The organism is Runella rosea (genome assembly GCF_003325355.1).
Lineage (GTDB): Bacteria > Bacteroidota > Bacteroidia > Cytophagales > Spirosomataceae > Runella > Runella rosea.
On the sequence record NZ_CP030850.1, the window covers coordinates 621730 to 636531 of the forward strand.

The 14802-nt window shown below is 46.4% G+C and carries 8 protein-coding genes; 3 read left to right on the forward strand and 5 right to left on the reverse strand.

Annotated elements, in window-relative coordinates:
* The first annotated feature begins 9 nt into the window (after positions 1-9).
* The gene (locus DR864_RS02710) at positions 10-2478 is read left to right on the forward strand and encodes a TonB-dependent receptor plug domain-containing protein (RefSeq protein ID WP_114065503.1); all 2469 of its coding nucleotides are present in this window, start codon (positions 10-12) and stop codon (positions 2476-2478) included.
* A 63-nt stretch (positions 2479-2541) separates the two neighbouring features.
* On the opposite strand, the gene DR864_RS02715 is transcribed toward DR864_RS02710, so the two are convergent.
* On the reverse strand, positions 2542-3522 hold the full coding sequence (locus DR864_RS02715; RefSeq protein WP_114065504.1) for a phytanoyl-CoA dioxygenase family protein: 981 nt from the start codon (positions 3520-3522) through the stop codon (positions 2542-2544).
* A gap of 219 nt (positions 3523-3741) precedes the next feature.
* On the opposite strand from DR864_RS02715, the gene DR864_RS02720 reads away from it, so the two are divergent.
* Positions 3742-4113: a GxxExxY protein gene (locus DR864_RS02720; protein WP_114065505.1), complete on the forward strand. Its 372-nt coding sequence runs from the start codon at positions 3742-3744 to the stop codon at positions 4111-4113.
* A gap of 85 nt (positions 4114-4198) precedes the next feature.
* Positions 4199-5050 (forward strand): helix-turn-helix domain-containing protein, encoded by an 852-nt coding sequence (locus DR864_RS02725; protein ID WP_114065506.1) that lies wholly within the window; start codon positions 4199-4201, stop codon positions 5048-5050.
* Between the two features lie 27 nt (positions 5051-5077).
* Here the strand turns inward: DR864_RS02725 and DR864_RS02730 are convergent, their stop codons facing one another.
* From DR864_RS02730 to DR864_RS02745, 4 genes are all read right to left on the reverse strand, one after another.
* On the reverse strand, positions 5078-7675 hold the full coding sequence (locus DR864_RS02730; protein ID WP_114065507.1) for a penicillin-binding protein 1A: 2598 nt from the start codon (positions 7673-7675) through the stop codon (positions 5078-5080).
* Between the two features lie 194 nt (positions 7676-7869).
* Entirely contained in the window at positions 7870-8748 is an 879-nt protein-coding gene (locus DR864_RS02735) for a transglutaminase family protein (RefSeq protein WP_114065508.1), read from the reverse strand.
* Positions 8738-11305: a circularly permuted type 2 ATP-grasp protein gene (locus tag DR864_RS02740; RefSeq protein WP_114065509.1), complete on the reverse strand. Its 2568-nt coding sequence runs from the start codon at positions 11303-11305 to the stop codon at positions 8738-8740. The genes DR864_RS02735 and DR864_RS02740 overlap by 11 nt, the downstream gene beginning before the upstream one ends.
* A 49-nt stretch (positions 11306-11354) precedes the next feature.
* On the reverse strand, positions 11355-14780 hold the full coding sequence (locus DR864_RS02745) for a transglutaminase family protein (protein WP_114065510.1): 3426 nt from the start codon (positions 14778-14780) through the stop codon (positions 11355-11357).
* Between the last annotated feature and the right edge of the window lie 22 nt (positions 14781-14802).

The window sequence follows — 14802 nt, forward strand, 5'->3', positions numbered from 1 at the left end:
AAAATACTGATGTTCCGTACCAGCCTGTTAACACTTTTTGCGGCGTCTTTCATTGTGTTGAGCGCCTTTCGTTTCGACGATAATTGGTTAGACAAAATTGTGGCAAAATTTGAAGCCTACCAACGAAATTCTCCCCAGGAAAAAGCCTATCTGCACTTGGATCGTCCGTATTATTCGGCGGGTGAAACAATTTGGTTTAAAGCTTACTTAATCAACAGCGGCAGTCATAGTGCCGACTCAGTCAGCCAAGTTTTGTACGTTGATTTGGTCGATAAAACGACTGGAAAAGTGGTTTTATTGAAGAAAATTGAGATGATTGGCGGATTGGGAGAGGGAGATTTAGCTCTGAAAGACTCCCTCAAAGCGGGCGATTACACGGTCAGGGCCTACACAAACTGGATGCGTAATTTTTCAGAAGATTTCTTTTTTCATCGTGACTTGCCCATTTTTCGGGCGGAGGCATCACCGACAGTTTATCCTTCCAATGCCGATGACATTGACGTGCAGTTTATGCCCGAAGGCGGGCAATTGGTGATGGGATTGGAGGGAAGAGTAGCTTTTAAAGCCACCAATATTTTGGGTAAAGGGGCCGATATTACGGGGGCGGTGCTCAATCAGGCCAATGATACGCTGGTTGGGTTTTCAACGCTGAAATTTGGCATGGGGTATTTTACCATCACGCCCGAGCCTGGAGAGAAATACCGTATTGAGGTACGTAAGCCAGATGGTAAATATGCGAAATACCCTTTTCCTGAACCACAAAAAGAAGGAATCCTGATGATGGTGGATAATGTTTCCAACAAAGAAAATGTGAGGGTTATTCTTAAACACAACAAGGCTGTTTCGGCAACGAGCGAATTGGCGCTGATAGCCCAAACCAGGGGGGAAATAATGTACGCCGCCAAAACGTCGATGGCCAAAAAAATGTCACTTTTTAGCATTCCAAAGGCCAGTCTTCCCGAGGGAATTACGCAATTGACGGTTTTTGACGAAAAAGGTTTGCCCGTTTGTGAACGTCTGGTTTTTGTCAATAAAAATCAGCCTTTATCGCTGGAGTTGAAAGCGGATAAAGCAGTGTATAAAAGCCGTGAAAAGGTGGAGTTGGAACTGACGGCAAAAGACGCGGCGGGCAATCCCATCAGCGGGAGTTTTTCCTTGTCGGTGACTGATGCGGGACAAGTGCTTGAAAAAGAGGCGTATGGCGTAAATATTCGTTCGTATACCTTGCTGACATCCGACTTAAAGGGTGCGGTTGAGCAACCTTCTTATTATTTTGACGCTAAAAACCCTAATAACGTTCGTGACCTAGAAGTATTGATGATGACGCAGGGGTGGCGGAGATTTTCTTGGAAAAATGCTTTGGAGGATTCGCTTGTGGCCAACAAATACTTTGTGGAAGAAGGGATTTCGTTGATGGGAAAGGTAGTGCGTGGCAATAAAAAACAGCCCGGAAAAGTGAAGCTGACCTTTATGTTGCAATCCAACGGCAAGGATAGTACGCGTGCCGTTTTTATGGGTGAAACGGCAGAAACAGGCGAATTTGCGGCCCTAAACTTGGACGTGCGCGACACCACAAATCTGTTGATTCAAGCTGTGTCGGAGCGCGGAAACCGTAATTTTGACATCGTACTAGATGCTTTTCAACCCGCTACCGTGACCGTCACCAAAGTGCCTTTTAACAGTATTCAATTTGATGCCAATGAATTGGCCGAGTATTTGAAACGGGCGGATGAATATTTACAAATAGAGCGCAAAATCAGGGAAAGTCGCGAAAAAATGTTGCAGGAAGTAGTCATAAAGGCTCGAAAAAGTGACCAAGTAAAAAAAGACAGCCGCCGCGCTATTTACGGTACACCCGACGCCTCTATTAAATTTGACCAAATCAATTCCTCGGGAGCTATGACCATCTTTGACGTTATTCAGGGGCGCGTAGCGGGTGTCACCGTGACGGGTAGTGGGTTTAACCGCACGGTACAGATTCGAGGCTCGGCTAACTTCAGCGGAGTGGTAGAACCGCTGTTTGTGCTCGATGGAATGCCCGTCGATAAAGCCTCCATTATGAATATTCCGCCCGTGGATGTAGAAGCCGTTGATATTCTAAAAGGAGCATCAGCTGCCATTTATGGAAGTCGGGGTGGGGGCGGTGTCATTGCGATTCTGACCAAAAGAGGCGGTGAAAATTATGATTGGTCCAAAGACAAAGAGCCGGTGCCGGGTACGCTGGTAACCAAATTGCTGGGCTACAGTCCCGTCCGTGAATTCTATGCACCGCGCTATGATAAAGCAGCTCCCGAGCACGTACGGCCCGATTTTCGTCCGACGGTGTTTTGGGCGCCCATGATTCAGACCGACAAAGAAGGTAAAGCCAAGATGTCATTTTTTACGTCGGATGCCCAAACGCAACTCAATCTTCGGGTAGAAGGGATGACTCCTAAGGGGCAGTTTGGGACCGCGACGACGCAGCTGAAAGTGCAATAATGCAGTTATAACAAGAACCGTTTTCAGAATATATAAAGCTGAGAACGGTTCTTGCCTTATCTTCTACCAGTTTTCCAATCCAAGTAGTTTCTTGCCTAATTCGTTCAATTCAGCGACTTCGTACTTGGTTTGTTCCCAGTTGCGCGGGTCGCCTGGGAAGGCGTATCCTTCGGGTGAGATACGATTTTTCCACGAATTAATCCGCCACTGTCGCATGGATTCGTTTTCTTCTTCGGCGGGCATCATGGAGATATACTGTGCAATACGCACTTTGTTGCCCGATAAATTTGGCCGAATGCCGTGCGGCTGCGAGCTGTTGAAAATCAACAAATCACCCGCTTCTAGTTTGACTTTGACTAAGTATTGCTCCAGTCCCGTAATATCGGGTTTGAAGTGGTTACGGTCTTCTGGTTGGGTCAATTTCCAGGTATCATAGGTCCGGAAAAGTTCAGGAATGCATTGGAATCCGCCCATGTTTTCGTCGGTTTGGTCCGCCAAAGCCAAAACGCCCTGTACATTTTGGGGTTTGGTTTCGGGGTCATAGTCCCAGTGAATAAACCCCTTATATTCAAACCCAGGCCGAATCGGGAAGTTGAGATTAGCGCGGTCGATGGTTACCCACAGTTTTTCAGTGCCCCAAATATCCACAAATGCATCATAAACCCGCTGCATCTGGCGGTTGTTCCAGAGGTGTTGGTTATTGTATACTTCTACCATACCTGTTCCAGTGAGTTCTTTCATTTTCATTTCGGCGCGGGGAGGGGCGTACCATGTTTCGGGGTCTGTAGGGTCTTTTTCTTCAAATTCCCATAAAAATTGGGCAGTACGCTCGGCTTGTTCTTTTGGAACGGCATTTTTAATGACAATGTAGCCGTTGTGAATCCAAAATGCCCAATCTTCTTCGCTCAATACCCGAAGCGGTTGGCCGTTGGAACGGTCGCTCAACTTGATATGACTGCTGGTAGCCGTTGAGGGGTTGCCGGGAATGTCTTTATGGTTTTGGTTGGGGGTGGCCATCGTGGGGGCCATTGTTTGCGCTTCCATGTTATGTCTTATTTTGGATTGAAATAATGATACAAATATAATGACTTGCAATGTCCGATTTCTACCCCGATAATTGCCTAAATTTGAACAATATTGATTTTTTTAATTGAGAATTTATGGTTAATTTGTAAAAATAAACTAATTTACCTCTGTGTTCCTCCATGGTTAATAAAACAAACCACAGAGGGGAAGAGAGACACAGAGAAAAGATGATACCCTATGATTGAGAATGAAATTACCCAAAAAATTATTGGGTGTGCTATTGAAGTGCACCGAGAGCTTGGACCAGGATTGTTGGAATCGGCGTATGAAGAGTGCCTGTTTTATGTGTTGAACCAAAATCAAATATACACTGAACGCCAAAAGGCAATGCCTTTGCTATTTAAAGGAGTTCATCTGGATTGTGGATACAGAATTGATTTGTTTGTGGAGCGCAAAGTAATCGTTGAACTCAAAGCCGTTGAGGCCATCAATGATGTTCATAAAGCTCAATTGATGACGTATATGAAGTTGGCAAAATGCAAGGTGGGATTACTGATTAACTTTAACGTGGTGAGGCTCAAAGACGGAATTGTGAGGTGGATCATTTAACCTCCGTGTCCTTCCGTTTCTCCGTGGTTTAAAATAATAACCACAGAGGGAAGGAGAACCACAGAGAAAAAAAACTCAACGAAAGATGAAAATACAATTTGAAGAATTAAATATTGCATCCGACAGCTCGTTTAAGGTCATGCTCAACCCGAGGATGAATGACTTCTTTTTTTGGCACTTCCACCCCGAATTTGAGCTGGTCTATATCGAAGGTGTCAACGGAAATCGGCACGTGGGAGAGCACATTTCTCGCTACGAAGGCAGCGATTTGGTATTTATCGGGCCCAATATTCCCCACCTTAATTTTGATTATGGCGTGAAGGAAGAATACGAAAAAATCGTGATTCACCTTCGGCCCGATTTTTTGGGAGAATCATTTGTCACTATTCCTGAGTTAGCAGGTGTGTTTCAACTTTTTGAGAAAGCCCAATTGGGAATAGGGTTTGGGCAAGAAACGAAAGAAAAAATAAGCGAACGCCTAAAAAAACTCTACTATCTTCCTCATTTTGAACAGTTTTTGGAAGTGTTAAGTATCTTTCAACTCTTGGCCTCAGCACAGGATATTGAATTGCTTCATACCAAACCCGTTGAAAATCAGTACACTAAAAAAGACCAAGAGCGCCTTAAACGCCTGTATCGGTTTATGGATGAAAACTACCAGCGTAAAATCGACATCGACGAAGTGGCCGAGCTAAGCCATCTGAGCAATGCGGCTTTTTGTCGTTATTTTAAGAAAATGACGCGGCTGACGTTTACCGAATTTCTGAACCATTACCGCGTCAACCAAGCCAAGAAGCTGCTGTTGATGGATAAAAATGTAACCGAAAGCTGCTTTGAGTGCGGCTTTGAAAGTCTGTCGTATTTTAACCGCACGTTCAAAAAAATAACGGGCGAAAACCCGTTAACTTTTAAAAAACGATATTTGAATAGGGGATGAATTCGTAAAAACTGAACCGAAAAAACCTTACGAATTTATCGTATCTACTGGCACATCAGGAATCTCAATGTCGGGGTCGATCGACGGTGGTAGCATAAAGAGCGAGTCTTTATTGGCGTTGGTCGAGTCGGGGACTTGCTCAATCGGCGACGACGCTGCGCAACCTTTATAAGGCTTGATAATAGTGATTGTGGGTTTGGGGAAAGGCCCGCGTTTGTAGCCGATGCTTGCATCGTCGTACACTTTTTCCAGAAAGCGTCCCACCAAAGGCAAGGCCGTTTTGGCTCCCTCGCCCAGATTCGTACTTCGGAAGTGAATACTGCGGTCGTCGCCGCCCACCCAGCCGCCTACCACGAGGTCTTTGGTGACCCCCATGAACCAACCGTCGGAGTTATTGGAAGTGGTGCCCGTTTTACCGCCAATCTCAAAACCATTTTTAAACAAACTGCCAAACGTCCACATATTTTGCGAAGTACCGCCAGGTTCTTCAATACCCCCTTTGAGCATGTGAACCATCAAAAAGGCAGATTCTTCGCTGATGACTTGTTTGCTTTGCGGGGCAAATTCCTCAATCACGCTTCCGTTGGCATCTTCGATGCGCGCCACCACCACGGGGTCGGTATGCCGACCGCCGTTGGGAAATACTGAGTAAGCCGCCACCATATCAAACAACGACACGTCAAACGGCCCCAATCCGATGGAGGGAACGGCTTTCAGCGTAGTCGTAATGCCAAGTTTACGGGCGTAATTAACCACCGATTGCGCGCCGATTTTGTTTGTTAAATGTGCCGTAACAGAATTGATGGATCGCGCTAAGGCACGTCGTAGGGTTAGTTCTTGATACGTAAAACCGCCCGTGGAGTTTTTAGGTCGCCATATTCGGGTTGTATCGCGTCCGCGTACTTTTTCCCGAACTTCAATCTGAAACGGCTCGTCGACAATTTTATCGCAGGGGTTCATGTTGAACGCTGAGCTGTCGATAGCGGCGCAATAAACAAAAGGTTTAAAGGTAGAGCCAGGCTGGCGTTTTCCTTGCTGAACGGCGTCGTATTTGAAGAATTTATAGTTCAAACCACCCACCCAGGCTTTTATCTGTCCCGTATAAGGGTCCATGGCCATCATGCCCGCGCGCAGAATGCGTTTATAATAATTGAGTGAATCTATCGAGCTCATCATGACTTTTTTCTCACGACCGGTTTTCCAGTCGTAAATGGTCATCGTGTCTCGTTTATTCATATAATACCAAACGGAATCCTGCCGAGCGGCTGAATCCAGTTTTGCAAATTGCTTTGATAATAACTTGTAACGGTCGGTGCGTTTGGCTACGTCGTTCAAAAAATTCGGGATTTCGTTGCCCTGTTCATCGCGCCAAGGGTTTTGATTCAACCAATGATTTTCGAAGCTTTGCTGCAGCATCCGCATTCGCTCTGAGACGGCGGCAACGGCGTGTCGTTGCATCCGTGAATCAATCGTTGTCCGAATTTTTAGGCCATCAGTGTAAGGGTCATAATCGTTTTCTTCGCCCCATTTTTCCATAAATGCTTCCACACTTCCGTTGAAATACTGATAAATGGCGTATTCATCGTCTTCTTCGTTGAAGCGCTCGGGCGTCAGGCGAAGTTCGATGGGAAGTTTACTGAGAGAATCGGCCTGGCTTTGTTTCAAATAATTGTACTTCACCATTTGCGACAACACCGTATTACGACGTACGAGTGACTTGTCGTAGTTTTTGGTCGGGTTGTAGGTGTTGGTCGCTTTCTGGAGACCCACCAATACCGCCGCTTCCTGTAAGTTAAGTTCGAAAGGCGATTTGTTGAAATAATACCGCGCGGCCGTCTTGATGCCGTAGGTGTTGTTGGAATAGTCGACGGTATTGAAGTACATGGTCAGAATTTCTTCTTTCGAAAAGTTTCGTTCCAGCCGAATCGCCGTGAGCCATTCTTTGGTTTTATAGACAACCGTTCGTACAAGCGGAATATAACCAAGCAACCCCCTTGCGGAGCGTTTACGGGTTTTGAACAGTTTCTTCGCCAATTGTTGCGTAATGGTACTTCCGCCGCCGCGCTCTCCGCCCTTTAAAATACCAACGGCTACTCCCATCAATGCCCGTGAGTCAATGCCCGAGTGCTCATAAAAACGGGCGTCTTCGGTGGCAATGAGTGCTTTTACGAGGTTGGGTGAAAGGCTGTCGTAGTCAATGGGAGTACGATTTTCGGTATAAAATTTTCCAATCAATTGCCCATCCGAAGAATAGATTTCCGAGGCTTGCGCCACCTTTGGGTTTTGTAAATCTTCGACGCTGGGCATACTGCCACACAACCATAAAAAGTTGGTTTCGACACAAAAGATGTAAAAAGCAAACGCGGCAGTCCCGTACACAAATGCTTTCCAAGTCAGGATGACGGGGCGGTAGTAGGGCGAATTTACGTCAACACGAGAATGAAATTTTCTTTTTAACGAGGTACGGTACGCCTGTAGGGTATTACTCCAGTTTTGAAGCCGTTCCTTGCCTACTATTTTACCCAATAAATTGTAAAATAACGACAGCAACAGACCGAAAGCCCGTTTTACAGGAGCAATGAGTTTTTGCCAAATCACGTTCAGTTTCTCCAAAAATTCACGCATAAATCAATGCCTAATGGGTTTGAGCGTCAAAGATAGCTTTTTTGGTAGATACGAAAAAACGAAGTGATTTTACGAATTGTCATTATGTGGTCAAGAAATGGTCAGGAAATAGTATTATATGTCGGTTATGACTATTTCAAGACAAACAATGACAAATACAAACTCATGACAACACATGACAATCGCATGACCAACTAACCAAGTTCCAGCGGGACTAAATTGACCGCGACTGATAACGTATGTTTGCCAGAACTGAAAATGATGCCCTTCAGCGGGGCAATGTCGCCGTAATCCCGTCCATAGGCGGTGATAATGTGCCTTTCCTGCGGAATAATGTCGTTGGTGGGGTCAAATTCGCACCAACCCATGTTAGGAATATAAACCGATAACCACGCGTGTGAAGCATCCGAACCTTGCAATTTTTTCTTGCCGGGTGGGGGTAAAGTCTCAATATATCCACTTACGTAACGCGCCGGAAATCCCAAACTTCGTAGGCAAGCAATGGCCAAATGGGAAAAATCTTGACATACGCCTTTGCGCTCTTTCAAGACGGTTTTGAGGGGTGTATTAAGGCTGGTGAAATCGGAAACAAAAGCAAATTCAGTAAATATTTTATGGCACAACCTCCGCACGCAGTCGTATAGAGGAAGGGTATCGGCAAAACAGTCCCTGGCAAAATCCTTGATTTCATCGTCCCACGTAATAAACGGACTCGGCAACATATACTGCAACAGTTCCGCTTTCAATAAATGGGTATTCCAAACGTAGTGACGGGCTTCCTTACAGGTCATGGAGAGGCTTTCCGACAAAATCGTTTTGGGAAAACTTTCCACGGCACTTTCAGCCACAACCTCCAATTCTTTGTGCGAAACATCAATGGAAAAATAATGCAACGTATTGCCAAAAAAATCAGTTCTCGGCACCACTTCAACGGGATGGGGCGTGATGTGGAGGGAAAAAGAATGACAAAGTTGTCCCTTCATGGTTTGTGGTTTCAAACAAACCAAACTGTGGTAGGTATTCACCGGTACCACATATCTATAGTGCGTTCGATGCGTTAGCTTATACTTCATGAATGTCGTTGTTATCCGTCCCTTCTAGCAAAACATTTTGAATGACAGTATGCATGAAATACAAATGGGTTAAACTGAGGGTAACTGACGAAATCAAATCGGTAACCTCCGACAACAAACCATCTAGGTTTTCCCGAAACAAGGTGCTGGGCTGACAGGCAGTTAGTTTGGAAATATCGGCCAGTTTGATTTTAGCGGATGCTTCCAAAACGGCTTTTTCGGCTTGATTTAAACGGTCGGATTGGGCATTTTTAGGAAGTTGACTAAGACAATCCGACAACATATCTAGCTGATACACCAACGAATAGGGGAGCTTATTGTCCAATAAAACCATGTCGAGGGTAGCTTCTAAATTAAAGCTTGTTTTATAAATCTGACGGTAATGAACCAGCAGGTGTTGATTGGTTAACAGGGCTTCAATGAGTTCACTTTCAATGTTCTCGTCATTTTTAAAGCTGAAAAAAGAGCGAATTATGCTGATGCGAGAAAGAACACGTTCTACGAGTTTTCCCGCTTCCAACAGATAGTAGCCGTTGTCGCGCGGCATGGATTCAGAAATGATACCGTAGAAAGTAAACAGGCGAATGTGCAGTTTGTCTAGTACCTTTTGAAAACCGTTGGGATTTTGAATGTCGGCGTTAACGACCTTTTTTTGACTATTTTCAATCAGGTTTATAATCCGCCGGGTATCGTTGTTCCATTTGTCGCTGACGCTAATGACCGCCATCAAAAATGAGCCCAAATGCGCAGCCACCGAGCCTGCTTTTTGGGCGTTTCGTATCAATTCAATGATTTCTACGTACGGATTTTCGCGAATTTCTTCATTCTTTTCGTCCGTAAAGCCTGGATACGTAAAAGTCAGATGGGTAATGGATTGCAATAAAATGTCGATGTACTCTGATTTGTAAGAACCCCTGAAAGCAACGTTTTCGTTGAGCGCGTTGATAACGATGGTCAAAAATTTGGTCAGCGCCATGGTGCGTTCGCTGTAGCGGCCTACCCAAAATAGGTTTTCGGCGGTACGGCTCGGCAGTGAAGTATGGTGAATGACGGGCAGGGATTTAGGAACAACAATTTTGCTCTTGACCTCAGGCATCGTGTCCGAAACAATCCAAGTGTCTTTGGAAATTCCGCCGTATTGATTTGAAATGATGTACCTATCTTTTTCGGCCGAACTGCGGGTCAAACCACCCTGCATCACCTGATAGTCATTGCCGTCAGAGACCAAAAAGGCGCGGAGCGAAGCCAGACGTGGCTCGATTTTTCCATCAATCAGCGATGGGGTGGTTGAAAGGCTCACCTCTTCCTGCGCCACATATTCATGCGGATTTTGGAGAATGGCGTTTCTGAGGTCGCCGAGCTGTTCGTTGGTCAACAGACGTCCGTACATTGACCTAAATTTTTGCTTTCGATTGGCTTTTTTGATGATTAACCGGTGAAGGTTGGCCAACACAAAATTGCATTCTTTGGGTTGGCCGCACCACCAAGTCGCAATCGACGGCATGATGAGTTCTTCCCCCAAAAAATAGCGGCATGTAATATTCATAAAAGCCAAAAAGGCGCTGTTTTCGAGCACACTTGCCCCCGGTGGGTTGAGCACCGTAACATTGCCTGAGCGAATGACGTGCAACAGCCCAGGCACACCCAACCGCGAATCTTCCCGCAGTTCGAGCGGGTCACACCAATCGTCGTCAACGCGGCGTACGATGACATCCACGCGCTCCAAACCGTCGATGGATTTTAACCAAACGTAGCCGTTGCGGACCAATAAATCGTCGCCTTGCGCCAGCGTATAGCCTAAATAAGAGGCCAAATAAGCGTGCTCAAAATAGGTTTCGTTGTTGGAACCGGGGGTAAGGTAAACGATATTTGGATTGTCTTTGCCCCGATTGGCAAATCCTGCGACGGTTTGACTAAAATGATTGAAAAAAGGAGAAAGCCGATTCACAAACATTCCTTCGGTCAATTCGGGGAGCAACTTGCTCATGATGCGGCGGTTTTCGAGCGTATAGCCCGCCCCAGAAGGAACTTGGGTGCGGTTGTCAACGAGCCACATCCGGCCATCGGGTCCCCGCGCCATGTCGGCGGCGTACAAAATCAATTGATTTTGGGAAGGGATTTTTATGTCAAAACAAGGTCGACAAAAACCCGTATTGTCAAACACCAATTCGGGAGGTAAAATATCATCTTTGACCAGTTTTTGGGGGCCATAGATGTCTTTCAGCATCAAGTCGAGCACCAATGCCCTTTGTTTGAGGCCTTTTGAAATATGATCCCATTCCTTTCGCTCAATGAGAAAAGGAATGGGATCGAGTTGCCAAGGTCGGTTTAGACCATCGCTGCTATCATAAATATTGTACGTAACACCATTTTCTCGTAATCTGTTGATAATCTCCTGATTACGCACTTCCAGTTCTTTGATTCCCAGTCGTTCGAGCGACGCAAATAGCGTTTGCCAATGAGGCTTAACGCGACCATCCGGGCCGATGGTTTCGTCGTAGGAATTGATTTCCTGTCGATACGATTGGAATAAATCAAGAGTGGTGCCAGTGTGCATTAGGGATTGGTTACGAATAATATCAAAAAGGTATTACGGCCCTAAATTACTACTTTGCGCGCCAAAATCTTCGTAAATCCAGCGTATTTGGATATTCAGGATTGATTAACTCAATCGGTGTATCAATTTTTAGGTCTTTCTTGCTCTCGGCCACAAATCGCGAAATGGTGGAAGTAGCCTGTTGAACGGGTACTGATGCTTCCTGATTTTCGTTGGATGGTGTATGCCCAAAGCCCCAAAAACGGCTGATTTTTCGGGATTCGGCTTCGTAACTATTGACGGGATAGGTGTCAAAACTACGGCCTCCAGGGTGCGATACAAAATAAGTGCAGCCTCCCAATACGCGGTTGTTCCAAGTGTCTACCACATCGAATACCAGTGGTGCATCTACCCCGACCGTCGGGTGAAGCGCCGACGGCGGGTTCCAGGCTTTGTAGCGTATACCAGCCACAAATTCACTTTTGACGGCGGTACTTCGGAGCGGAACCCGGCAGCCATTACAAACCAAAATGTGGCGGTCTTGCACAAAACCGCTTACTTTTACCTGTAAACGTTCAAGGGAAGAATCGACAAAACGTGCTGTTCCTGAGCTAGATAGCTCTTCGCCAAGCACATGCCAAGGTTCGATGCCGAGCCGAATTTCGAGTTGCATATTGTCGACTGTGATGTTGCCGTAATGCGGAAAACGGAATTCAAAGAAAGGATCAAACCACGAAATATCGAAGGCATAACCCGCGTCTTTGAGATCGTTGACCACGTCGACCATGTCGAGGTAAGCAAAGTGTGGCAACAAAAAACGGTCGTGCAATTCGGTGCCCCAACGGATTAGTTTTTTCTTGTAAGGTTGTTTCCAGAATTTGGCAATCAATGCCCGTACCAACAAGGTCTGCACCAAGTTCATGTGCTTATGAGGCGGCATGTCAAACGCCCGAAATTCCAAAATCCCCAATCGCCCCGTAGAGGAATCAGGTGAATACAGTTTATCAATACAAAATTCCGTCCGGTGGGTATTGCCCGTTACATCTACCAACAGGTTGCGGAAGATTCGGTCGACCATCCAAAACGGAACTTCTCCATCATCGGGTATTTGATCAAAAGCAATTTCGGCTTCGTACAAGCGTTCGTCGCGGCCTTCGTCGATGCGGGGCGCTTGACTCGTTGGGCCAATGAATGAGCCCGCAAACAAATAACTGAGCGCCGGGTGATGCTGCCAATAGGTAATCAAACTGCGCAGCAAATCGGGTCGACGAAGTACGGGACTGTCGGAAGGGACTGCGCCGCCAATGGTGACGTGGTTGCCACCGCCCGTGCCCGTATGCCGCCCATCCACCATAAACTTATCGGTGCCCAGACGTGCAAAAAAGGCCTCTTCATACAGAGCACTGATGTTGTCTACCAGTTCACCCCACGATTTGGAAGGATGAATGTTGACCTCGATAACACCCGGGTCGGGAGAGACAATCAATTTTTGCAAGCGATAATCCGACGGCGGCGTATAGCCTTCAATCCGTACTGGAATTTGGAGTTTTTCGGCGGTGGCTTCAATGGAAGCCATCAAATCCAAGTAATGTTCTAAATATTCGGTAGGAGGGAGAAATACGTAAACAATTCCATCGCGCTCTTCCACCGAAAGGGCCGTTTTGAAGGTGTCGACTTCATAGGTCACCGTTTTCTGGGCTTCTTTTTCGTCGGCTTTTTCTTCTGATTCCGCCTTTTTTATCGGAGAAACAGGAGCTTTATAGTCTGGGGCAATGGTGCCGTAGCGTTTTTCAACCACGCCTCCGTATTGACCCAATGGCGGCAAATCTTCAAACGGACTCCGCTCAATGGGGTCTTCGCGTTTGTCTTTGGTTACCTCAGGTAGTGATTCCAGCGGCAAACGTAATCCCACGGGAGAATTCCCAGGAATTAAATAGCAATGATTGCGTCTAAACTGCCACACGCAGCTTGTCCAAGCCTGCGTCCGCCAATCCCATTTGATCGGTAAAACGTAACCTGCGGGATTATTTAAGCCTTTTTCCAACAATTTTGCCAATGTCTGACGTTCGACCGAATCTTTCAGATTGACGGCCAACGGGTCGATATTTACGGGCAGTTTTCCTTCCTCCAAGGCCCAATAAATGGGGTCTTCGTAGGTGGGCGTTAAATTATTAGGATTGATTCCGAGATATTTGGTCAGTTCAGACGCAAATAATTCAGCATCTCTAAACGTAAATTTTGGACCATCTTCTTTGGCCACCAATGCGTCGTTTTTCCATAAGGTTTGGCCGTCTTTACGCCAGTAGAGGGCATATTGCCAGCGCGGAAATAACTCCCCGGGGTACCATTTCCCTTGTCCAAAATGAAGTAGGCCACCGTGCGCAAACCGATTTTTGAGGCGTAGGGCCAAGTCATAAGCTAATTTACGTTTCAGCGGGCCATCGGCGGTCGAATTCCATTCGGGCGATTCAAAATCATCAATTGAAACAAAAGTCGGCTCGCCGCCCATCGTGAGCCGTACGTCGCCTTCCTGCAAATCTTTTTCTACATCATTTCCTACCTGCATGATATTTGCCCACTGTTCTTCGGTGTAGGGCTTGGTCACGCGGGGGTCTTCGTGGATGCGATAAACGTGGTTGTCAAACTCAAACGTTACCTCACACACGTCGGTTGCTCCCGTAACGGGTGCGGCGCTGGCGTAGTCTGGGGTGCAGCACAACGGAATGTGGCCTTCACTCGCAAAAAGTCCAGAAGTAGGGTCGAGTCCAATCCAGCCGGCACCGGGCACGTAGGCTTCGGCCCATGCGTGCAAATCCGTAAAGTCAGCTTCGGGTCCAGAAGGGCCGTCGAGTGATTTAACATCGGAGGTTAGCTGCACCAAATAGCCTGACACAAAGCGCGAAGCTATGCCCAAATGCCGAAGAATCTGCACCAACAGCCAAGCCGAATCACGGCAAGAGCCGCTCAGACTGCTGAGGGTTTGTTCGCAGGTCTGAACGCCGGGTTCCATGCGAACATTATAAAAGAGGTCTTTGAAAAGTTTTTGGTTGAGATAGACCAGATAATCAACGGTTTTGATGTCGGTTGTAATCTTGTTTTTCTCAATCCAGTCCATCAACATCGGCCCCGCTTCGCGGGCTTCCAGATAGGGCGTTAGTTCATTTTTGAGGAGTTTGTCGTACTGAAAAGGGAATTTTTCGGCGTATTCTTCCACAAAGAAGTCAAACGGATTGATGACCTGCATCTTGGCAATGACTTCCACTTCGATGCTTAGTTCGGTCGTTTTTTCGGGAAAAACCACCCGTGCTTGATAATTGCCGAACGGGTCTTGCTGCCAGTTGATAAAATGGTTTTTTGGCGAAATCTTAAACGAATATCCTTCAATCGGCGTGCGCGAGTGAGGGGCGGGGCGCAACCGAAAAATGTGCGGTGAAAGGCTGACACTTCGGTCGAAGATGTATTTAGTTTTGTGGGAAATAGCAACTTTTATCGACATATACAATCAATTTGATACGAGC